The following is a 20,756-nucleotide window of genomic DNA, read 5'->3' on the forward strand; positions in this document are numbered from 1 at the left end:
AAAGCCTGCAAAGCAAGTCACGGTCGGTATCTTCATTAACCGAAGGAAGGAATGAAGGTACTGCGGTAAAGGGGAAAACCTTACCGTACAAACCGTGGCGAGTTTTGCGGGTAGCCCTCCTGACCGGAGCTCTCCTTGACAGGCCATTATATCGTGACCTGTCGCCGCTTAAGAGAATACTTGTCAGCGGTATGGGAGAAGGTGGCTGAATGGCCACGGCGAGTTCCTGCTTCTTGGGGCAGGGGCTATGGCTGTTCCAAATACCGCCAGTTGGGGCTGGGACAGTCTGAAAGGCGGACAATAAATACCCCAACCTTCTAAACTGGTGCAGTCTTGCACAGTTTGGATGACCAGGCATTATCATGAACAACCGTGCTTTAGCACTCTTTTCCGGCGGTCTTGACAGTATCCTGGCAATCAAAGTTGCTCAAAGAGCCGGTGCCGATGTTACCGCTCTTCATTTTATAAATCCTTTCGTTTCAGAAGTAAAAACTGAATATATCAAAGAGAAAGCCAAAGAATTGGGAGTACCGCTAATTTTAGAACCGCTGGGCGACGATTATTTGGAAATAATTTTAAAACCAAAATACGGTTACGGAAAAGCGATGAACCCGTGCATTGACTGCCGGGCCTTCATGTTAAAAAAAGCCAAAGAACTTTTGCCCAAATACAACGCTTCTTTTTTAATAAGCGGCGAAGTGCTGGGACAAAGGCCGAAATCCCAGATGCGCCACTCGATGCAACAAACCGCCAGAGAAGCGGGAGTAGAAGATATCTTGGTAAGGCCGCTTACCGCCAAAAACCTTCCCCCCACTTTGCCGGAACGTCTGGGGATAATCGACCGGGAAAAACTTTTGGATTTTTCCGGCCGTAACCGCAAGCCCCAGATGGCTTTAGCCAGAGAACTGGGAATCCAAAATTATCCTTCCCCCGCCGGGGGTTGCCTTTTAACCCAGGTCGAATACGGAAAAAAGCTTAAGGATTTAATCACCCACGGCCAGTACGATTTAAGAGAAATCAAAAGGCTAAATATCGGCCGCCAGTTTAGGTTAAGTCACGGGGCAAAGCTCATAGTCGGCCGCAACCACGAGGAAAACGAAGCTTTAAAAGCATCGGCCAAAGATCGTGACATTTTAATGCGGGTGCAAAATTTTAAGGGTCCCCTGGCAGTGTTAACCGGAAATGATATTTCCTATGTAGCGCTTAAAACAGCAGCCCGGATTACCGCCCGCTATGCCGACTGCCCCAAGGAGCAGAAAGTTTCCGTGGTTTTTTACCGGGCAAATAATCCGAAAAATAAAGAAGCCATAGAGGTTATACCTATGGCTTCGGAGGAAGTAAGTAATTATCGAATTGAATAACAGCCCTATTGTAATTTCAAAGCTTTTTGGCCAATATCGGTGCGGTAGTGCATCCCTTCAAAGGATACGGCCTTAACTCCTTCATAGGCAAGTTCTACGGCCGCCTTGAGGGTATCCCCTACCGCCGTTATATTTAATACCCGGCCTCCGGCGGTAACAATATCATCCCCATTGAAAGCGGTTCCGGCATGATACGCCACCACCCCCGGCGGTAGCCGGTCAAGACCATGGATAACTTTGCCGGTTTCGTATTTTCCGGGATATCCGCCGGAAGCCAATACTACCGTGGCACAGGCCTTGGGCAGAAATTCGATGTTTACCGCGGAAAGCCTTTTTTCCACCACCGCCAGCATAATCTCTACCAAATCGGTTTTTAACAGGGGCAGGATAACCTGGGTTTCGGGATCACCAAAGCGGGCATTAAACTCCAAAACTTTTGGCCCCTCCCTGGTTAAGATAAGCCCCGCATACAAAACTCCCCGGTAGGTTATTCCTCTCCTTTTAAGCCCCTTTAATGTGGGCAGCAGGATTTCCCGCTGGACCCTTTCGGCAATTTCCGGAGTATATACGGGAGCCGGGGCATAGGCTCCCATTCCCCCGGTATTGGGTCCCTGATCGTTGTTAAACACCCTTTTATGGTCCTGGGCCGGCACCATTTGCACCACCGTTTCCCCATCGGTAAAAGCGAGGACGCTAACCTCTTGCCCCTCGAGATATTCTTCAATGACCACTTTATTTCCCGCAGCGCCAAAAATCCGCTTAACGAAAATATCGTTTAAAGCTTTTACCGCTTCCTCCAACTCCTGGCAAACGTAAACCCCTTTACCCGCCGCCAGGCCGTCGGCTTTAATGACTATCGGCACCCCTTTCCGGTAAACGTACTCCCTGGCTTCGTTATAATCGGTAAAAGTTTCATAAAAAGCCGTAGGAATACCGTTTTCCCGCATCAGTTCCTTGGCAAAACTTTTACTGCCCTCAATTTGGGCCGCATCCCGGCCGGGGCCAAAGACTAAAAGACCATGTTCGTTAAAATAATCGACAATCCCCAGAGTTAAGGGAAGCTCGGGTCCCACCACCGTTAAATCCACTTTCTCCCGCAGGGCAATTTCCAAAAGCCCCGATAGGTTATCCACTTCCACCGGTACCACCCGCGCCTCCCGGGCTATACCGGCATTACCCGGAGCGGCCAATACCTCCGTAACTTTTGGACTTTCCTTAAGCTTTTTTACTATAGCATGCTCCCGGCCGCCACTTCCCACTACCAGAACCTTCATCCATTACCCCTCCTAATGTAAGAAATGCCTTACTCCCGTAAAAACGAGAGTTACATTTCTTTTTGCCGCTTCTTCGATTACTTCCTGGTCGCGCACCGCTCCTCCCGGCTCTACTACCACCGAAACCCCCGCTTTGGCCAGTTCCTCGATGGAATCGGCAAAGGGGAAGAAGGCATCGGAAACCACCACCGCTCCCCGGGCTCTTTCCCCGGCTTTATTTAAAGCAATTTTTACCGCATCAATCCGGCTGGTCTGCCCACCGCCGGCTCCCAAAAGCATCCCGTCCTTTACCACAGCTACGGCATTGGATTTAACGTATTTCACTACTTTTAAACCAAAAACTATATCTTCCCTTTGCCCTTCGGTTAAATCCTTACCCGCTACCACCTTTAATTCTTCATAAAGCTTCCCATCATTTTCTTGAAGCAACAGTCCTCCGCTAATTTGCCTTAAATTAAGTTCCTCTAAAGCAAGCGGTTTTGCCTTTATAACCCGTAAATTCTTCTTTTCCCGCAAGATTTTTAAGGCTTCATCGGAAAAGTCCGGAGCAATTATTACCTCGTAAAAATGCCGAACCAAAAGCTCAGCCACCTTTTCATCAACCGCACCGTTAAAAGCAACAATTCCCCCGTAAGCCGACACCGGATCACCGGCATACGCTTTTTCGTAAGCTTCCTTTAAATTTTCCCCGGTAGCCACACCGCAGGGTACGGTGTGCTTGATTATGGCTGCCGCCGGCTCACGAAACTCCCCGATTAACCGGTACGCTGCATCGGCATCAAGGTAATTATTAAAGCTCATGGCTTTACCGTTTAAAATTTCCGCATCAACCAGTCCAAAAGACCCCTCCACCCGGTAAACCGCTCCCCGCTGGTGGGGATTTTCCCCGTACCGCAGCATTTCCACCTGTTCCGCTTCAATATATAATTTTTTCCGAAAACCACCATCCTCTAACCTTCCCGCAAAATAATTGGCAATAGCAATGTCGTAACTGGCGGTATGGCGGAACGCTTTTAAAGCTAACCTTTCCCTGACGTCAGGCGGCACCTCTCCTTTTTTCAAATATACGACCACTTCCGCATAATCTTCCGGATCGACCACCACCGTAACGTACCGGTGGTTTTTGGCTGCTGCCCGGATTAAAGTGGGGCCACCTATGTCAATATTTTCAATGATTTCGTCCTGGTCAGCTCCCCGCGCTACCGTTTCCCGGAAGGGATACAGGTTTACTATCACCAAATCAATAGGCTTTATCGCTAAAGCTGAAATTTCCTTTAAATGCTCCTCCGTTCTTTTGGCCAGGATACCCCCGTGAATTGCCGGATGCAAAGTTTTTACCCGTCCTTCTAAAATTTCCGGAAAACCGGTAATCTCACTTACATACGTTACCGGGATACCGGCCTCTTTTAAAACTTTATAACTTCCCCCGGTAGAAATTATTTCAAAGCCTAAATCGACTAATTTCCCGGCAAATTCCACTATACCCCTTTTATCGTAAACAGAAATTAAAGCCCGCTTACTTCCCATGTCCTTCACCTCCGTCCGGCAAGATTCTTACCCGCCGTCCTTCTACCAATAAGCGGTTTTCACTTAAAAGCCTAAGCGCCTCTACCAAAATCCGGTGTTCCTGTTCTAAGATCCGCTCACTTAAGCTTTCCTCACTGTCGTCATCGTACACCGGAACCGCTGCCTGCAAAATAATGGGGCCGGTATCCATCCCCTCATCGACAAAATGCACGGTACAGCCGGCAATTTTCACCCCGTAATCCAGAGCCTGCTTTTGGGCATGAAGCCCGGGGAATGCCGGTAGCAGCGCCGGATGGATATTAATAATTCTCATAGGAAAAGTTGTAAGGATAGTTTTACCTATTAACCGCATGTAGCCCGCAAGACACACCGTATCAACTTCATAGGAAAGTAAGGTTTTCACTATCTCCTTTTCGTATTCCTCTTTATTTTTAAAACCTTTAGGGTCAAAGTAATGCCAGGGTATACCCGCCCGCCTGGCCCGTTCGATAGCGTATGCTTCAGGATTATCGGTCACCAGCACTTTAATTTTTGCCGGCAAAACTCCCCCTTTTACCGCATCAATAATCGCCTGAAAGTTACTCCCCCGCCCCGAAGCCAAAACCCCTAAGTTTAACATTTTCTTCCTCCCTATTCATTAATAATCACCCTGCGCTCCCCAGCGGTGATTTCTCCAATTACCCATGCCTTATAATTAAAACTCTCTAACGTTTTAATTGCTTCCTGAACCTTTGCCTCCTCCACGATTAAAATAAAACCAATGCCCATGTTAAATGTCCGCCACATTTCCCTTCGCGGCACATTCCCGGCCTTTTCAATTAATTTAAAAATTTTTGGTATTTCCCAGTTTACGGTTATCCGCGCCTCTACCTTTTCCGGTAAAACCCGGGGAAGATTATCTAAAATCCCGCCGCCGGTAATATGGGCCATGCCTTTTATCTCCACCCTTTGCATTAAATCAAGTACCGGCTTTACATAAATCCGGGTAGGAGTTAAAAGTTCTTCCCCCAGGGTTTTCCCAAACTCTTCGACATAATCGGTAAGATGATATTTACCGTACTCCAGGAGAGCTTTTCGGGCAAGACTTAAGCCGTTACTGTGGATCCCCGAGGAAGCAACGCCAATTATAACATCACCGGCTTTAACGGAACTTCCATCGATTATCTTGCTTTTTTCCACAACCCCCACACCAAAGCCGGCAATATCAAAATCTCCTGGATGGTAAACCCCGGGCATTTCCGCCGTTTCTCCCCCAACCAGGGCGCAGTCTGCCTCAAGGCAGCCTTCCGCCATTCCCTTCACCAAGTCGGCCACCTGCTCCGGATTTAGCTTGCCCACCGCAACGTAATCCAGGAAAAACAGCGGTTTAGCTCCCACAGTGAGTAAATCGTTAACCACCATCGCTACCAAATCAATGCCTATGGTGTCGTATTTTCCCAGGGCCTGAGCGATCTTAAGCTTAGTTCCCACACCATCGGTAGACGAAACCAGCACCGGCTCTTTATAACCGGTTACATCCAGGCGATACAGGGCGGAAAAACCGCCAATGCCGGCCAGAACATTTGGGTTTAAAGTTTTCTCCACTTCCGATTTAATGCGCCGGACTACATCCATGCCGGCATCGATATCGACCCCGGCGGCTTTATACGTTAACTCCTCCATGGTCTTACCCCCACCATTAATTTATCGGTACCGGGTAATCCCCGGTAAAGCAAGCAAGACAAAAATCCCGTTCCTTAAAAATCCCAAGTAAGCCTTCTAAAGACAAATAATAAAGTCCGTCGGCCCCAAGATAGTTTTTTATTTCCTCAACCGAATATTTTGCCGCAATTAATTCATCGTCACGGGAAATATCAATACCGTAGTAACAGGAGCGAATAAACGGCGGCGAACTTAACAATAAATGAATTTCCCTGGCCCCGGCATCTCTTAAAAGCTCGATAATCTGCTTGCTGGTCGTCCCCCGGACAATCGAATCATCAATAACCACAATCTTTTTGTCCTTTAAAACCTCCCGGATAGGGTTTAGCTTTAACTTCACGCCAATTTCCCGTTCTCTTTGGCTCGGCCGGATAAAAGTGCGGCCGGCATAACGGTTTTTCATTAACCCCTCTTCCAGAGGTATCCCCGATGCCTCCGCATACCCCCGGGCTGCGGCGGTACCCGAATCCGGCACCGGCACCACCAAATCCGCTTTTACCGGGTATTCCTTGGCCAAAACCTGTCCCATTTTCCGGCGAACGGTGTTTACATGATAGCCATTAATAATGCTGTCCGGTCGGGCAAAATAGATGAATTCAAAAATGCAAAAGGAATGCTTCATGCCCTGCAGGAATTTATAACTTTTAAGGCCGTTTTCGTCAATTACGATAATTTCCCCCGGCTCCACATCCCGAATAAGCTCAGCGCCAATGGTATCAAGGGCTGCCGACTCGGAAGCTAAAACATAACCGTTGTAAAATCTCCCCAAAACCAAAGGCCTAAAACCCCAGGGATCGCGCACCCCTATTAATTGGTTCTCGGTCATAATCACCAAAGAATACGCTCCCTTTAAATCCACCATCGCCTTTAAAATACCTTCCACCAAATCCGTCTGGGCGTACTGGGCAATAACATTTAAAATCACTTCGCTGTCGGTAGTGGTCTGAAAAATTGCCCCCCGGGACAGAAGATTTTTCTTTAACTCCAAAACGTTGGCGAGATTGCCGTTATGTCCTAAAGCAATTTTTCCCAACTTATAATGAAATACCAATGGCTGGGCATTTATGGGCACGCTGGCCCCGGTGGTCGAATAGCGTACATGTCCGGCGGCCACAAATCCTTTTAACCCGTCTAATTTCTCCTCGCTAAAAACTTCCGCCACCAGCCCCATGCCCTTGTGAAGGTTTATATCCCTGCCATCGCCTACCGCAATTCCCGCGCTTTCCTGTCCCCGGTGCTGCAGGGCAAAAAGCCCCCAGTAGGTAAGCCGGGCCACATCATGCCCCGGGGCATAAATTCCAAACACCCCGCACTCTTCTCTTATTTCAAAGCCCAACTTAGGCCCCCCTCGTACAAGGCTTTTAACTCCGATAGCTTTTCTTTGATGACCCTCTGACCGTTTAGGCAAATTTCTATCTCATCCTTCCCGTTCACCCGGCCAAGCTTTAAAACAAAAACCCCGGCATTTTTTACTGCCTTTACAAACTCCTCTTCTCTTTCCGGCGAAACCGAAACTATTACCAGGCCAACTTTTTCCGAAAAAAGCATCTCCTGCGGCAGAAGGGAAGTGGTAAAATCGATGTTTACCCCCAGCTCCCCGGCAAAGGCTGCCTCACAAAGGGAAACCGCCAAACCGCCATCGCTAACATCATGAGCAGAGTTAATAAGTCCTTGCTTTTTTAACAAGGGTAAAAGCTCGATTATCCTTTTCCCCTCCTGAAGGTCCACCGGTGGTACCGGAACCAGAACGTCCCCAAAAAACTCCTTTAAAAATTCGCTTTGCCCGAGCTCCCCGGTTGGTTCACCCAGGAGGTAAATTAAATCTCCCTCGGTCTGAAAAGCCATGGGAATAAGTCCTGTTTCCAGATCGTCAATTAAACCCACCATCCCGATAACCGGTGTAGGGTAAATAGCTTTTTCACCGGTTTCGTTGTAAAAACTAACGTTGCCGCCGGTTACGGGAATATTTAAAATTTCACACGCTTCCTTCATCCCCGCAATTACTTCCACAAACTGCCCCATAATTTCCGGCTTTTCCGGGTTGCCAAAGTTCAAGCAGTTGGTAAGACCCAGAGGTTTTGCCCCGGTAACCGCCAAATTTAAAGCCGTCTCTAACACCGCCCGTTTAGCCCCTTCCCGGGGATTATGGTAAACATAGCGGCCATTGCCGTCGGTTTTTACAGCAATGCCCTTTTTCGTGCCCTTGATTCTTAAAACTGCGGCATCGGAGTAACCGGGTTTAACCACCGTATTAACCCCCACCTGATGGTCGTACTGCTCGTACACATAACTTTTCCTGGCAATATTGGGGTTTTGTAAAAGCCGGCGCAGAGCCCTGCCACACTCTATTTCTGATGGGTCCATTTTTTGAACGCTTGTAACTTCAGGAATTACGTATGGGCGGTCGTAAACGGGAGCCTCCTCGGTTAGTAAGCGGTAGGGAAGTTTTGCCACGCATTCCCCGCCAAAAAACACCTCGATTTCCTCGCCATCGGTAATTTCTCCCACCACCACCGCATTTAAATCCCACTTTTTAAAGATTTTGATTATCTCGTCCTCATACCCTTTTTCCACCACTAAAAGCATCCGTTCCTGGGATTCGGAAAGCATAATTTCGTAAGGGGTCATCCCCTCTTCCCGGAGGGGTACCCTGTCCAGGTAAAGCCGGATACCCGATTTCCCCCGGGCGGCCATTTCCGAAGAGGAGCTGGTAAGCCCGGCGGCGCCCAAATCCTGCATGCCAACGATGTGACCGTATTCCAGAGCCTCCAGACATGCTTCCAGTAAAAGCTTTTCCATAAAGGGGTCTCCCACCTGCACCGAAGGCCTTTTATCCTCCCCGTCATGGGACAGCTCTTCGGAAGCAAAGGTGGCTCCGTGAATCCCGTCGCGCCCGGTAGTCGCTCCCACCAAAAGAACAGGATTACCTACCCCCGTTGCTACACCTTTTTTCAGTTTGGAAAGCTCCACGATGCCCACACACATCGCATTTACCAGAGGATTTTCTTCGTACGATTCCTGAAAATAAACATCCCCCGCCACCGTAGGAATCCCGATGCAGTTACCGTAGCCCGCAATCCCGGCCACCACGCCGGTAAAAAGGTGGCGAACCCCGGGAGAGTCAAGTTTGCCAAAACGCAGGGAATCCAAAAGGGCTATCGGCCGCGCTCCCATGGCAAAGATATCCCGGATTATTCCCCCAACTCCCGTTGCCGCTCCCTGGTAGGGCTCGATGGCCGACGGGTGGTTATGGCTTTCAATTTTAAAGGCAATTCCCAGTCCGTCACCAATATCGACCACTCCGGCATTTTCCCCTGGCCCCTGCACCACCGCCGGACCCCTGGTGGGAAGCTTTTTTAAATGAATTTTGGAACTTTTATAGCTGCAGTGCTCCGACCACATCACCGCACACATGCCCAGTTCCACTTCATTTGGTTCGCGTCCCAGATACTCGACAATTCGCCGGTATTCTTCGTCGGTTAATCCCATCTCCCGCCACTTAGCCACGGTTAGCCCCCCTCTCCAAGTACGCGATAATCGATTCCCAGATTACCCTGCCATCCTCTCCCCCCAGGATTTTCTCCGAGCAGCGCTCCGGATGGGGCATCATGCCGAGGACGTTACCTCTCTCGTTAATGATTCCCGCAATATTGTAAAGGGAACCATTGGGATTGGCATCCTCGGTCACTTCCCCCCGGGAATTACAATACCGAAACACCACCTGTCCGTTGGCAATAAGCTTTTTTAATGTATCCGGCTCGCAGTAATAATTACCCTCCCCGTGGGCAATGGGAATTTTCAGCACCTGTCCCTCATGCGCTTTACTGGTAAAGGGAGTACTGGCATTTTCCACCCGCAGGTAAACATCATGGCACCGGAAATTTATGCTTTTATTTCTAAGCATGGCACCGGGTAAAAGCCCCGCTTCTAAAAGGATTTGAAAACCGTTACAGATACCGATAACCAAACCTCCGGTATTAGCAAATTCTACCACTTTTTTCATCACCGGGCTAAAACGGGCAATCGCCCCGGCCCGCAAATAGTCGCCGTAGGAAAAGCCACCGGGCAGAACAATGCAGTCAACATCAAAATTATCCTCTTTATGCCAGATATACACCGTCTCCCGGCCAAAGACGTTTTTTAAGACGTGAAAACAGTCGGCATCACAATTGGAGCCCGGAAAAACCACCACCCCAAACCTCATCTTAACCCTCCACCTGCACCGTAAATTTTTCAATAACTACATTGGCTAAAAGCTTATCGGCCATTTCCTTAACTCTTTCTTCTATTTCCTTTAAGTCATTTCCCTCAACTTCTAAGGTAATAAACTTGCCAACCCTTACCTTTTTTACTTCTTCATACCCGAGAGCATGCAAGGAATTTTTAATCGCTTCCCCCTGAGGGTCCAAAACCCCGGGCTTTAATTCCACGATTACACGGGCTATCGCCATGATTTCCCTCCTATTCCGCTTTCTCCTTAATTCGCTTTAAAATTTCCGCATAGGCTTCGGTTACTCCCCCTAAATCCCTTCTAAACCGGTCTTTATCGAGCTTTTCCCGGGTATCTTTATCCCAGAACCGGCACGTATCCGGCGATATTTCGTCACCTAAAAGAATTTCCTTTTTAAATCTTCCAAATTCCAGCTTAAAATCAACCAACAAAATATTAAGCGAGTCAAAAAATTCCTTTAATAAAGAATTGACCTTTAAAGCGGTATCTTCCATATACTTTATTTCCTCCGGGGTAGCCAGATTTAACGCCTGCACGTGATAATGGTTTATCATCGGGTCTCCTAATTCATCGTTTTTGTAGTAAAGCTCCACCACCGGAAAAGGTAAATCAGTCCCTTCCGGAAGCCCCAGCCGTTTGGAAAGGGAGCCCGCAGCAATATTGCGAACGACCACTTCCACCGGAATAATGGAAAGCCTTTTGACCCGCTGTTCCCGCTCCCCAACTAATTCAAGAAAATGGGTTTTAATACCCTGCTTTTCTAAATACTTAAAAATATAAGCGGAAATTTGGGCATTTAAGTAGCCCTTATTTTCTATCTCTCCTTTTTTCTTACCGTCAAAGGCGGTAGCCGCATCTTTGTAGTACACTACCACTTCATCGGGGTTTTCGGTGGCATAAACAATTTTGGCCTTACCTTCATAAAGAAACTTTTTCTCCATTTTCATACCTCCCCTATAAACCAAATCTTTTAAAGATTTCATCCACGTATTTTAAATGGTAATTATAATCAAATAACTCGGCAATCTCTTCGGGTGTTAACAGTTTGGTTAACTCTTCATCGGAAAGTAACAGCTCCTTAAAGCTTTTGCCCGTTTTCCAGGCGGTCATCGCATTCCGCTGCACAATTTTATAAGCGGTTTCCCGTAATATTCCTTTTTCCACCAAAGCCAAAAGCACCCTCTGGGAAAAGATTAAACCGCCGGTAAGGTTTAAATTCCTTTCCATCCGTTCCGGATAGATATTTAGGTTATCGATAACTTCGCGAAAAACGTGCATCATGTAGTAAAGGGTGGAAGTTGCATCGGGTAAAATCATTCGCTCCGCCGACGAGTGGCTGATATCCCGCTCCTGCCAAAGAACGACATTTTCCAGCGCCGCCACCACATAGCTTCTCACTACCCGGGCAAGCCCGGAAATCCGCTCGCATAATACCGGATTTCTTTTATGGGGCATTGCCGAAGAACCTTTTTGCCCTTCGGTAAACGGCTCTTCCAGCTCCAAGATTTCGGTCCGCTGTAGTGTTCGGATTTCGGTGGCAAATTTATCAAAAGTGGTAGCGACTAAAGCCAGGGTTAAGACAAACTCGGCATGCCGGTCCCTCTGGATAATCTGGGTGGAAACTTTCTCGGGAGTTAAACCCAATTTTTCACAAACCCGTTTTTCCACTTCCGGAGGCACATTGGCATAGGTTCCCACCGCTCCCGAAATCTTGCCCACGCTTACCGTTTTAATTGCCGTTTTAAGCCGCTCCATGTCTCTTTCGATTTCCGCAGCCCACAAAAGCATTTTTAAGCCAAAGGTAATCGGTTCGGCATGAACCCCGTGGGTTCGGCCGATCATCACCGTATAGCGGTGCTTATTCGCAAGCTCCAGCAAACGCTGATAAATTCCTTCAAGCTTTTTAAGTAATAGCTCTCCCGCCTCTTTTAACTGCAGGGCCAGAGCGGTATCCAGAACATCGGAAGAGGTTAAACCTTTATGAATGTACTTACTTTCCTCTCCCACGTACTCCGCCACATTGGTTAGAAAAGCAATCACATCGTGTTTCACGGTTTTTTCAATTTCCAGGATCCGGGCTACATCAAAGTTGGCCTTTTCTTTAATAACTTTAGCCGCCTCAAGAGGAATCAAACCAAGCTCTCCCATCGCTTCCGCTACCGCAATTTCAACCTTAAGCCAGTTTTGGTACTTGGTTTCATCCGACCAGAGTTTTTTCATTTCCGGTAAAGTATAACGGGCAATCATCCCGACACCTCCAACAGTAGTTTTAGGACAATTTTTCTAATAGTTTTTGCTCCTTTTCTTCCACTTCCCGGGCAAGCTTTTCTTTATAAGCTTGAAGTTTTCCCGCAAGGTCTTTGTCCTTTAAGCTTAAAATTTGCACCGCCAGAAGCCCGGCATTTTTAGCCGCATTTATCCCAACCGTTGCCACCGGAACGCCGGGTGGCATCTGGGCAATGGATAGTAAGCTATCAATTCCCTCTATGGAAGCTTTAATCGGTAAACCTATCACCGGTAACGTGGTCACCGCCGCCAGGACTCCCGGCAAATGGGCCGCCATCCCCGCCGCGGCAATTATAACGCCAAAACCTTTTTCCCGGGCAGTCCGGGCAAAATTTAAGGCTTTATCCGGAGTTCGGTGGGCCGAGGCCACCTTAACTTCGTATTCCACTCCAAACTCTTCTAAAACCTCCACCGCCTTTTTTACTATCTCCCAGTCGGAGTCGCTCCCCATAACCACCGCAACTTTGTGCATTGAAAACACCTCCTGTAAAATTATGAAAAAGTAAACCCCTACTACTCCCATTCAATAGTAGCAGGGGGTTTGCTGGTGATATCATACACTACCCGGTTTACTCCTTTAACTTCACCTACGATGCGGGCAGAGATTTTTTCCAGCAACTCATAAGGCAACCGGACCCAGTCGGCAGTCATGCCATCTTCGCTGGTCACCGCTCGCAACGCTATGGTATAGGCATAGGTCCTTTCGTCCCCCATAACCCCCACGGACTGGAGATTCGGCAGCACCGCAAAGGCCTGCCAGGTTTTCCGGTACCAGCCGGATTTCTTTAATTCATCTATAAAAATGTAATCTGCCTCCCTGAGTATGGCAAGTTTCTCTTCGGTTATCTCCCCTAACACCCGGACCGCAAGTCCCGGTCCCGGGAAGGGATGGCGCCAGACTATACTTTCCGGAAGCCCCAGCTCAAGGCCTAATTCTCGTACTTCATCTTTAAACAGCCACTTTAAAGGCTCGATAAGCTGAAACTTCATATCTTCCGGTAAACCACCCACATTGTGGTGGGATTTAATGGTAGCAGCGGTGGCGGTACCGCTTTCCACCACATCCGGATATAAAGTCCCCTGGACGAGAAAACGGATATCTCCAAGTTTGGCCGCTTCTTCTTCAAAAACCCGGATAAATTCATGGCCGATGATTTTTCTTTTCTGTTCGGGGTCCCGAACACCTTTTAATTTAGCCAAAAACCGCTCCTTGGCATCCACAAAAACTAAGTTCATTTGAAACTGCTCTTTAAAGGTGCGGACAACTTCTTCCGCCTCCCCTTTGCGCAGTAACCCGTGGTCCACAAAAATGCAGGTTAAATTATCACCGATGGCTTTATGCACCAGAACCGCTGCCACGGAGCTGTCAACCCCGCCGGAAAGGGCACAGACGACCTTCTCATTACCCACCTGTTCCTTGATTTCCCGAATGGCCCTCTGGGCAAAAGATTCCATCGTCCAGTCGGGAGTTAAGCCGCAAATCTCGTAGAGGAAATTTTTAAGAATTTCCTTTCCTTTAGGGGTATGAACCACTTCCGGATGAAACTGCACCGCATAAAGATTTCTTTCCCGGTTTTCCATAGCGGCAATTGGCGTATACTCGGTTTTAGCCGTAACCAAAAATCCCTCGGGGGCTTTTGCCACAAAATCCCCGTGACTCATCCAGCAAATTTCAGTTTCTCCCAACCCAGCAAAAAGCCTGTCCCGATTTAAGATAAAAAGGGGCGTTTTGCCGTATTCCCTGCCTTCCGCAGGCCGCACAATGCCCCCGAGCTGGTGGGCCATCAGCTGCATTCCGTAACAGATACCCAGGATGGGAATATTCAAACGGTATATTTCCGGGTCTACCGTCGGCGCCCCTTCCCCGTAAACCGACGAAGGCCCTCCAGAAAACACAATCCCCCCTGGGTTTTCTTGGACGATTTTTTCCAGGGGGGTATTATACGGTAACATTTCACAGTATATTTTTAACTCCCGGATGCGCCGGGCAATTAACTGACTGTATTGTCCGCCAAAATCCAAAACAATTACCTTTGAAGCCATAAAAACCTCCTTTAAAAGTGGTAAGTGGTATGTGGTGGGTTGTAGGTGAAATTAAAATTATTCCCGGTAAATCTCCGGTTTCAGGACGCCGATGTAGGGGAGGTTTCGGTAATATTCGTTGTAATCCAGGCCGTAGCCTACCACAAATTTATCGGGTATGATAAAACCGTTATAATCCACCTTTACTTCTATCTGCCTCCGGCTTGGCTTGTTCAGTAACGTGCAGATTTTTAAAGATTTGGGATGACGGTTGGCAAGGTACTTGGTGAGGTAATTTAGAGTAAGACCGGTATCAACAATATCTTCAATTAACAAAACGTTTCTTCCTTCAATCCCGCGGTCAAGGTCCTTTAACACCCGCACTTCACCGCTGGTGGAAGTGCCGGAACCGTAACTGGAGACCACCATGAAATCGATATTCAACGGAATATCAATTTCCCGCATTAAATCGGACATAAAGAGCATTGCACCGCGTAAAATTCCAACCAACAGCAAATCCTGCCCGGCGTAATCCCGGGAAATTTGTTGCCCGAGTTCTTTGACTTTAGCCCTAATTTCTTCTTCTGATATTAAAATTTCCGCAACATCCTGATGCAAAGTAATACCTCCCGCTAATTTTTTGTTATTTCTAAAGTTTGATGCGGAAATTATACCAAAAATAATTTACAAATGTCAAGAAATAACTTGTAAAAACTCTTTGCAAGGTTAGCCGGGAGCAGGAAGTTTCACTTCTGTTCCGGCTTCACTAAAGGTTATCCTCACCGCCAGGATTACCGTTTGGTTAAAGCGACTTTTAGCTCTTAACACTACCCTTTTTAATTTTTTATCTTTTTTGGCCAGATAAAATTTTCCTTCATAATCGTAATACAAATGTTTTAAAATAGGATGCTGATAATCCGGCCGTCCTTCCAAAACAAGGCATTTTTCCCCGTCTATTTTTTCGGTACCCCGAAACCGGACATTTTCCACCCGGTTAAACGCCAAAACCCTTAAAGGGTTTAACTCATTAACCAGCGCTTCAGCTTCCTCCAGTTTGATTCCCGGAAAAGTTAACCACCTCCCGGTTTGGGTATCGCGAAAATAAGTGGTATTATCAATACACAGTATCTCCACCGGCGTTTCTAAAATTTCCCCTTTAACCCAGGTACCCTCCCCGGTTTTAACTCCTTCAACCCGGCTTAAATACTCCACCTTTTCCCCCTCCATGATGCGCACTTCGGAAGTATACCGGTAGGAAGAAAGATTTTCCATCTCCAAAACAGCCTTTTTTATTAAATCCGGATAGTTATCATTAGCTAAATAAACCTTTATCCCAAAAATAAAGATAATTAACGTAACCGCTATATATAAAAGTTTCCTGTTTAGCAAAAAGACCAAGTCATACCCCTCCCTTAACCGCTTTTTTCCAATAATATTGTTGAAATAAAAAAATTATGTCAAAATAAACCTTAGAAAAAATCAGAAGGAGTGATTAAAGTGAAATTATCCGCAGGACCTCACAATACCGACCTTGTTTTAGAACTTGCAGCCCGGGAAGCCCGGGAACAAAACATTCATAACATTGTAGTTGCTACCTGCAGCGGCGCCACCGCCTTTAAACTTTTAAAATATTTAAACCCCGGGGAATTTAACCTGGTAGCCGTTACCCACCACGTAGGCTTTGCCGGCCCGGGAGTGGATGAACTATCTCCGGAAAACCGGCAAAAGCTTCTTACCGAAGGCTTTAAAGTTCTAACTACCACCCACCTTTTTGCCGGCATTGACCGGGCATTCAGGTTTAAGTTTCAGGGAATTTACCCGTCCGAAATCGTTGCCCAATCCTTACGCCTCTTAGGCCAGGGGGTAAAGGTAGCAACGGAAATTGCGATCATGGCGTTAGATGCCGGACTAATTCCTTACGGCGAAGATGTTATCGCCATTGCCGGAACCGGCGAAGGTGCCGACACCGCAGTGGTGATAAGGCCCGCTCATTCCCATAAGCTTTTTGATACCAAAATTAAAAAGATAATCGTTAAACCTTATGAATTTTAGGAGGTATGTATGGATTTAAAAGAAGTACAGGAATTAACCGACAAGTGGGTCAGTCAATTTAAAGAAGGCTATTTTCCGCCCATGAGTTTGGTGGTAAGACTTGCCGAAGAAGTCGGAGAGCTGGCCCGGGAGGTTAACCACCGGTTTGGCGAAAAAAAGAAAAAACCGGAAGAGCTCTCCGGTTCTATTGAAGAAGAGTTAGGGGATATTTTATTTATCATTGCCTGCTTTGCCAACTCCCTGGGATACGATCTTTCCGAAATTTTTAAGGCTACGATGGACAAATATTACAAAAGAGACCTGAACCGCTGGACGAAAAAAGAAGAATAGTGTAAACTATATGCTAATTATTTTATTTTTTTTTTGGAGGGACGGAATAATGGCCGGTATTTTTGCTTTTCGGGGGATTTACTATAATCCCGAGCTTTTTTCCCAATTACCTTACCTGGTAACTCCTCCATACGACATCATTTCCCCGGAGGAACAGGAAAAATATTATAACGAACACGAATACAACTTTATTCGCCTGGAACTGGGAAAAACCTTTGCCGATGATACTTCCGAAAATAACCGTTATACCCGGGCCAAAAGCTATTTAAACAATTGGCTTTCCGAGGGTATCCTGGTTCAGGAAGAAACTCCAGCTCTATATCTTTTAGAAGAAATCTTTTCCTGGAAGGAACAATCTTATACAAGAAAAAGCATTTTTGCTTCCGTTCAGGTAGAACCTTACGAAAAAGGGGTAATCTTACCCCACGAAAATACCCTGCCCAAAGCCAAAGAAGACCGCTTAAATCTTCTGCGGGAAACCAGGGTTAACACCAGCCCCATCATGGCTTTATATGATGACAGCCAAAATTTGGCCTTTAGTATTTTAAAGGAAAAGGCAAGTTTAATGTTTGAATTTACCGATGAAAGCGGAAGATTAAATAAATTTTATAAAGTCGTTGACCCGGAAGCCCTTTTAAAAGCCCAAAGCTACTTTAAAGACCAAAAGCTTTTTATTGCCGATGGCCATCACCGTTATGATACCGCCCTTACCTATGCCAGGGAAATGGAGAAAAAAGGCATTAACGCTTACCGGGTTTTAATGCAGTTAATCCCCTTTACCGATCCCGGATTGCTGGTCCTGCCAACCCACCGGATAGTACTAAAAGCTCAAAATTCTCCGGCCGAAATATTAGAAAAAATTCTGGCCTATTTTACTTTCGTCGAAGTACCATTAAAAGAAATTTTAAACCGTTTTGCAACGCTAAAGGAACGGTACGTTTTTGGTATGTGCTTAAAAGATAAAGCTTATCTTCTTTATTTAAAAGAAAACGACCCGGCCAGGGTTTTACCGGGTCTACCGGAAGTTATTGCCCGCCTGCCGGTTACCGTGCTCCACGAGCTAATCTTAAAACCCGCGGGCATCGGAGAAAACGAAACCCTTTCCGGTGAATATTTGAAATACACCCGAAACGCCCAGGACTGCCTCACGGAAGTTGTAGAAAGTAAGGCACCCTATTCCTTTTTAGTCCCGGCGCCCACCGCCGAAGATGTAGCCAATGTGGCCTTATCAGGCAATAAAATGCCGCAAAAATCCACCTACTTTTACCCCAAACCCTTATCTGGACTGGTAATCCATCCGGTACATGATTAATTTCTATGCAGGGCAATTTGCATGTAGAGCGAATTATTTGTAAAGCGCACTCCTGTGCGCTTTTTTAATTTTTGTAACTCTTTTTATGGCAAAGCTTAACCCCTTGGGCAAAGATTTTGCCAATTGGCCTGCCCCACCACCATTCCGGCAATTAAAAAAATTAACGTAAGAAAGATTCTTTTTGACATAAATAAAAACCCCTCCAGCCTAAGTTTTCCCGGACTGGAGGGGGGTGTAAACCTGAGAATCCCGGAACGGTAAATTATTTCTCGATTTTATAAACCACTACCCGCCCGTTTCCCTGATCGGCTACCGCTAAAAGCTCTTCCGCATAAGCAATCCCCGTAGGTAAAAACATCTGATTTAGTTCATGTCCCTTTTCTCCAAAACTCCAAAGATACTTCCCGGTTGCCGAAAAGGCATCGATACGATTTAAAAGGGTGTTCGCCACCACAATCGTATCCGCAAAAACCGCAATTCCCCGGGGACAGAGTAAATAGCCATCCCCAAAAACTCTGGTAAAACTTTCTTCCATTTTTCCGTTAACTACGCGATTGGCCGCCGCATCGGTAACAAAAAGTTCATCACCCACTACCTGTAAATACGAAGGCGAAACCAGATCACCATTTTTTGTGAGGGTTTTTAGGTACCTACCCTCTTTATCCATAAGGATAACGCTTCTTTGGTTAGCATCGGCTACAAACATTTTATCCCCTTCAATCCAGATACCCATTGGACTTTTTAAAAACTCAGCCCCCAGCTCCCGTATTATACCACTCTCAGGGTCAATTTCCTTGATAACCCCATCCATTAAATCGGAAACATAGATATTCCCCTTAGAATCTACATATACACTCCAGGGATAGGTAAATTCCCCCTTTTGGCCGTAACTTGCTACCGGAGTGCCATCGGTTTCAAAAACATAAACCTTTTTTCGTGCCCCATCGGTAACATAAATTTTGGCATCCCGAATAAAAACTCCGCAAGGTTTTGCTAACTTTTCCTGGTAGTAAGCTTCGATAACCAAAAAAGGAGTAAGGGGTTTTGAACTTTCGGTAACCACCGGTAAAAAGTCAGTTATCTTAATTTTTTGCAGGTAATTTAAAAACAAAAGAAAAAAGATGGTTATTAAAAGCCACCATAAAATACCCCGCCGTTTTTTTTGTTTTGACATAAGATACCCCCGCTGTTTTTTTCGGATTTATCTTACCATAAAATACCTGAAATTTTTGCCAAAATAGCGGGGCATAAACCACAACATTTCCTCGAAAAATCCAAATTAATGAAGAAAACCTGCCGCGTGAACGGCAGGTGGTTTTTATTCAAACCAGTGGCACTTATTGCAGAAGGTCTGGGCTGCTCCCTCTTTAGACTCGCCCGGTTTCTTGTTGTGACAAACAAAGCAGTTCGTAAAGCCCTTTTCCTTGGCCCAGGTACCATGTTTGGGCATCCAGGGTTTCGAGTGGGTAATCGGTTTCTTGGTATGGCAGCTCCGGCAGAACTGGTTACCCCGGGCATACTGTACCACCGGCTCTTTATCCAGGTTAAGCGCCACCATTTTCATGCCGTAATTATGACACGACTCACAGTATTTTAAGTCCTCCCGCGCTTTAATTCCATGGATGTTAATCCAGTTAATAGCCGCGTGGTTGTCGGGCGTCTTAATGGTTTTATGACATTTTTCACAGCGGATAGTTACACCCCGGCTAAAGTGGCAGGCAATACAGTTATCCATTTCCGGCTTAACATATTTTGTCGACATTTCCTTCTTTCCGCGCTCCGGTGTCCACGCCGCTAAGGAGCCGGTAGCGGTCAGACCCCGCTCGGCAATTTTCGCATGGGCTACCCCCGAGTGACATTTGGTGCAGTCCACATGCCGTTTAATGTGTTTATCGTGGGGAACAATGATATCGCCGGCAATAGTATATTCCCGGTTGTTGGAATGGCACTGAAAGCAAATTTCCGATTTAATTTCCTTTTCTTCCGGTAAAAAGATGGGCCGCTCATAGGTTTTGGTAACGTGCTGGTAAAGCTGCTTCATCGCGCCTACTTTTTCCTTTAACAGGTTCACAACCCCGGGTTCGATATGACACTTGGTACAGGCAAGCTGGCTGTGAGAACTGGCCTGCCAGGTTACATACTCCGGCAACATTTCGTGACAGGACTTACAAAATCCCGGCGTCATGGTTGCAGCAATGGCTCCTACCGAGCCAGCAGCTATAATTATTATAAGTGCGGAAACCAATAAAATAAATTTAAGCCTTCCTTCCGTGGTTGACAAATCCACCCGAATTAACCGGCGCTTTAAGCGCTCTGGTTCCACTTTTAACCCTCCCTTTTTTACCAGTTTTTACTAATAAAATAATATTCGCTAAAAACAGAAAAAAACCTCCCGACTTTGTCAGTTAAAATCCTGGAACCCTTGAAAAATGGGCATTTTTATCCCTGAAGATGCGCAAATTGTACCTACACACCTACCAGGTGAACTCTTTTGCATCTTCCAGGGGCATTATGTTCTTCGGTGGTGCTATCCTTAAAACTCTTAAAATCTTATTGGCTACCTCAGTAGGCCGCATTTTGATTAGAAGCTTTTGACCGTTTATTTCAACTTCAGTAAAGGTAAGAGAATTTAATGCTTCCTGAATCTTTTGGGGACTTAC

20 protein-coding genes and 2 pseudogenes are annotated in these 20,756 nt (G+C 46.5%); 5 read left to right on the forward strand and 17 right to left on the reverse strand.

All coding sequences use genetic code 11. The features are described from left to right. Nucleotides 1-209, forward strand: a pseudogene (locus CARFE_RS16325) (IS200/IS605 family accessory protein TnpB-related protein); the annotation flags it as partial. Nucleotides 210-362: 153 nt separating this feature from the next. Then, nucleotides 363-1,361, forward strand: coding sequence for a 7-cyano-7-deazaguanine synthase (locus CARFE_RS0111215; RefSeq protein WP_028052823.1), 999 nt, complete (start codon nt 363-365; stop codon nt 1,359-1,361). 5 nt (nt 1,362-1,366) lie between these two features. Here CARFE_RS0111215 and purD read toward each other — a convergent pair whose 3' ends face one another. From purD to CARFE_RS0111285, 14 genes are all read right to left on the reverse strand, one after another. Then, nucleotides 1,367-2,635 (reverse strand): phosphoribosylamine--glycine ligase, encoded by a 1,269-nt coding sequence (gene purD, locus CARFE_RS0111220; protein ID WP_028052824.1) that lies wholly within the window; start codon nt 2,633-2,635, stop codon nt 1,367-1,369. Nucleotides 2,636-2,647: 12 nt separating this feature from the next. Continuing rightward, nucleotides 2,648-4,162 carry a bifunctional phosphoribosylaminoimidazolecarboxamide formyltransferase/IMP cyclohydrolase gene (purH, locus tag CARFE_RS0111225; protein WP_028052825.1) on the reverse strand — a complete coding sequence of 505 codons (1,515 nt, stop codon included), beginning with the start codon at nt 4,160-4,162 and terminating at the stop codon, nt 2,648-2,650. Continuing rightward, nucleotides 4,152-4,781 (reverse strand): phosphoribosylglycinamide formyltransferase, encoded by a 630-nt coding sequence (gene purN / locus CARFE_RS0111230; protein WP_028052826.1) that lies wholly within the window; start codon nt 4,779-4,781, stop codon nt 4,152-4,154. Before purN ends, purH begins: the two co-directional genes overlap by 11 nt. Before the next feature lie 11 nt (nt 4,782-4,792). Next, nucleotides 4,793-5,824, reverse strand: a complete 1,032-nt coding sequence (purM, locus tag CARFE_RS0111235; protein ID WP_028052827.1) for a phosphoribosylformylglycinamidine cyclo-ligase — start codon at nt 5,822-5,824, stop codon at nt 4,793-4,795. A gap of 16 nt (nt 5,825-5,840) precedes the next feature. Beyond that, a complete protein-coding gene (gene purF / locus CARFE_RS0111240; protein ID WP_011343997.1) occupies nt 5,841-7,199 on the reverse strand; it encodes an amidophosphoribosyltransferase in 1,359 nt (452 codons plus the stop codon). Further along, nucleotides 7,184-9,352: a phosphoribosylformylglycinamidine synthase subunit PurL gene (purL, locus tag CARFE_RS0111245; protein ID WP_218852310.1), complete on the reverse strand. Its 2,169-nt coding sequence runs from the start codon at nt 9,350-9,352 to the stop codon at nt 7,184-7,186. Before purL ends, purF begins: the two co-directional genes overlap by 16 nt. A 10-nt stretch (nt 9,353-9,362) precedes the next feature. Next, nucleotides 9,363-10,067 carry a phosphoribosylformylglycinamidine synthase subunit PurQ gene (gene purQ, locus CARFE_RS0111250; protein WP_028052829.1) on the reverse strand — a complete coding sequence of 235 codons (705 nt, stop codon included), beginning with the start codon at nt 10,065-10,067 and terminating at the stop codon, nt 9,363-9,365. Between the two features lies 1 nt (nt 10,068). Next, nucleotides 10,069-10,314 carry a phosphoribosylformylglycinamidine synthase subunit PurS gene (gene purS, locus CARFE_RS0111255; protein ID WP_011343994.1) on the reverse strand — a complete coding sequence of 82 codons (246 nt, stop codon included), beginning with the start codon at nt 10,312-10,314 and terminating at the stop codon, nt 10,069-10,071. 10 nt (nt 10,315-10,324) lie between these two features. Next, nucleotides 10,325-11,035 (reverse strand): phosphoribosylaminoimidazolesuccinocarboxamide synthase, encoded by a 711-nt coding sequence (gene purC, locus CARFE_RS0111260; RefSeq protein ID WP_011343993.1) that lies wholly within the window; start codon nt 11,033-11,035, stop codon nt 10,325-10,327. 13 nt (nt 11,036-11,048) lie between these two features. Further along, a complete protein-coding gene (gene purB, locus CARFE_RS0111265; RefSeq protein ID WP_028052830.1) occupies nt 11,049-12,341 on the reverse strand; it encodes an adenylosuccinate lyase in 1,293 nt (430 codons plus the stop codon). A gap of 22 nt (nt 12,342-12,363) precedes the next feature. Beyond that, complete coding sequence (purE, locus tag CARFE_RS0111270; protein ID WP_028052831.1) at nt 12,364-12,852, reverse strand: 5-(carboxyamino)imidazole ribonucleotide mutase; 489 nt, start codon at nt 12,850-12,852, stop codon at nt 12,364-12,366. Between the two features lie 41 nt (nt 12,853-12,893). Next, nucleotides 12,894-14,423 carry a glutamine-hydrolyzing GMP synthase gene (gene guaA, locus CARFE_RS0111275; protein ID WP_028052832.1) on the reverse strand — a complete coding sequence of 510 codons (1,530 nt, stop codon included), beginning with the start codon at nt 14,421-14,423 and terminating at the stop codon, nt 12,894-12,896. 57 nt (nt 14,424-14,480) lie between these two features. Continuing rightward, a complete protein-coding gene (hpt, locus tag CARFE_RS0111280) occupies nt 14,481-15,020 on the reverse strand; it encodes a hypoxanthine phosphoribosyltransferase (RefSeq protein WP_028052833.1) in 540 nt (179 codons plus the stop codon). A 108-nt stretch (nt 15,021-15,128) separates the two neighbouring features. Beyond that, nucleotides 15,129-15,800: a LolA-like protein gene (locus CARFE_RS0111285; RefSeq protein WP_028052834.1), complete on the reverse strand. Its 672-nt coding sequence runs from the start codon at nt 15,798-15,800 to the stop codon at nt 15,129-15,131. A 99-nt stretch (nt 15,801-15,899) separates the two neighbouring features. Here CARFE_RS0111285 and CARFE_RS0111290 point away from each other — a divergent pair, with 99 nt between their 5' ends. Genes CARFE_RS0111290 through CARFE_RS0111300 form a run of 3 tightly spaced genes read left to right on the forward strand, consistent with a single transcriptional unit; the run spans nt 15,900 to nt 18,096 of the window. Continuing rightward, nucleotides 15,900-16,454 carry a pyruvate kinase alpha/beta domain-containing protein gene (locus CARFE_RS0111290; protein ID WP_245570792.1) on the forward strand — a complete coding sequence of 185 codons (555 nt, stop codon included), beginning with the start codon at nt 15,900-15,902 and terminating at the stop codon, nt 16,452-16,454. Nucleotides 16,455-16,463: 9 nt separating this feature from the next. Further along, nucleotides 16,464-16,784 carry a nucleotide pyrophosphohydrolase gene (locus CARFE_RS0111295; RefSeq protein WP_028052836.1) on the forward strand — a complete coding sequence of 107 codons (321 nt, stop codon included), beginning with the start codon at nt 16,464-16,466 and terminating at the stop codon, nt 16,782-16,784. 49 nt (nt 16,785-16,833) lie between these two features. After that, nucleotides 16,834-18,096, forward strand: coding sequence for a DUF1015 domain-containing protein (locus tag CARFE_RS0111300; protein ID WP_028052837.1), 1,263 nt, complete (start codon nt 16,834-16,836; stop codon nt 18,094-18,096). Between the two features lie 262 nt (nt 18,097-18,358). On the opposite strand, the gene CARFE_RS0111315 is transcribed toward CARFE_RS0111300, so the two are convergent. The 3 genes and pseudogenes from CARFE_RS0111315 to CARFE_RS16330 all read right to left on the reverse strand — a co-directional run. Then, complete coding sequence (locus CARFE_RS0111315) at nt 18,359-19,270, reverse strand: NHL repeat-containing protein (RefSeq protein ID WP_028052838.1); 912 nt, start codon at nt 19,268-19,270, stop codon at nt 18,359-18,361. Nucleotides 19,271-19,414: 144 nt separating this feature from the next. Continuing rightward, nucleotides 19,415-20,419 (reverse strand): NapC/NirT family cytochrome c, encoded by a 1,005-nt coding sequence (locus tag CARFE_RS0111320; protein ID WP_028052839.1) that lies wholly within the window; start codon nt 20,417-20,419, stop codon nt 19,415-19,417. 151 nt (nt 20,420-20,570) lie between these two features. Continuing rightward, nucleotides 20,571-20,756, reverse strand: a pseudogene (locus CARFE_RS16330) (IS1634 family transposase); the annotation flags it as partial.

Origin of the sequence: Carboxydothermus ferrireducens DSM 11255 (genome assembly GCF_000427565.1) — a bacterium.
GTDB classification, from domain to species: Bacteria; Bacillota; Z-2901; order Carboxydothermales; family Carboxydothermaceae; genus Carboxydothermus; species Carboxydothermus hydrogenoformans.

Bases quoted from the DNA above. Each gene is read 5' to 3' on its own strand.
- CARFE_RS0111215 (WP_028052823.1), top strand. From the start codon at position 363: ATGAACAACCGTGCTTTAGCACTCTTTTCCGGCGGTCTTGACAGTATC.
- purD (WP_028052824.1), bottom strand. From the start codon at position 2,635: ATGAAGGTTCTGGTAGTGGGAAGTGGCGGCCGGGAGCATGCTATAGTA.
- purH (WP_028052825.1), bottom strand. From the start codon at position 4,162: ATGGGAAGTAAGCGGGCTTTAATTTCTGTTTACGATAAAAGGGGTATA.
- purN (WP_028052826.1), bottom strand. From the start codon at position 4,781: ATGTTAAACTTAGGGGTTTTGGCTTCGGGGCGGGGGAGTAACTTTCAG.
- purM (WP_028052827.1), bottom strand. From the start codon at position 5,824: ATGGAGGAGTTAACGTATAAAGCCGCCGGGGTCGATATCGATGCCGGC.
- purL (WP_218852310.1), bottom strand. From the start codon at position 9,352: ATGGGATTAACCGACGAAGAATACCGGCGAATTGTCGAGTATCTGGGA.
- purQ (WP_028052829.1), bottom strand. From the start codon at position 10,067: ATGAGGTTTGGGGTGGTGGTTTTTCCGGGCTCCAATTGTGATGCCGAC.
- purS (WP_011343994.1), bottom strand. From the start codon at position 10,314: ATGGCGATAGCCCGTGTAATCGTGGAATTAAAGCCCGGGGTTTTGGAC.
- purC (WP_011343993.1), bottom strand. From the start codon at position 11,035: ATGGAGAAAAAGTTTCTTTATGAAGGTAAGGCCAAAATTGTTTATGCC.
- purB (WP_028052830.1), bottom strand. From the start codon at position 12,341: ATGATTGCCCGTTATACTTTACCGGAAATGAAAAAACTCTGGTCGGAT.
- purE (WP_028052831.1), bottom strand. From the start codon at position 12,852: ATGCACAAAGTTGCGGTGGTTATGGGGAGCGACTCCGACTGGGAGATA.
- guaA (WP_028052832.1), bottom strand. From the start codon at position 14,423: ATGGCTTCAAAGGTAATTGTTTTGGATTTTGGCGGACAATACAGTCAG.
- CARFE_RS0111295 (WP_028052836.1), top strand. From the start codon at position 16,464: ATGGATTTAAAAGAAGTACAGGAATTAACCGACAAGTGGGTCAGTCAA.
- CARFE_RS0111300 (WP_028052837.1), top strand. From the start codon at position 16,834: ATGGCCGGTATTTTTGCTTTTCGGGGGATTTACTATAATCCCGAGCTT.
- CARFE_RS0111315 (WP_028052838.1), bottom strand. From the start codon at position 19,270: ATGTCAAAACAAAAAAAACGGCGGGGTATTTTATGGTGGCTTTTAATA.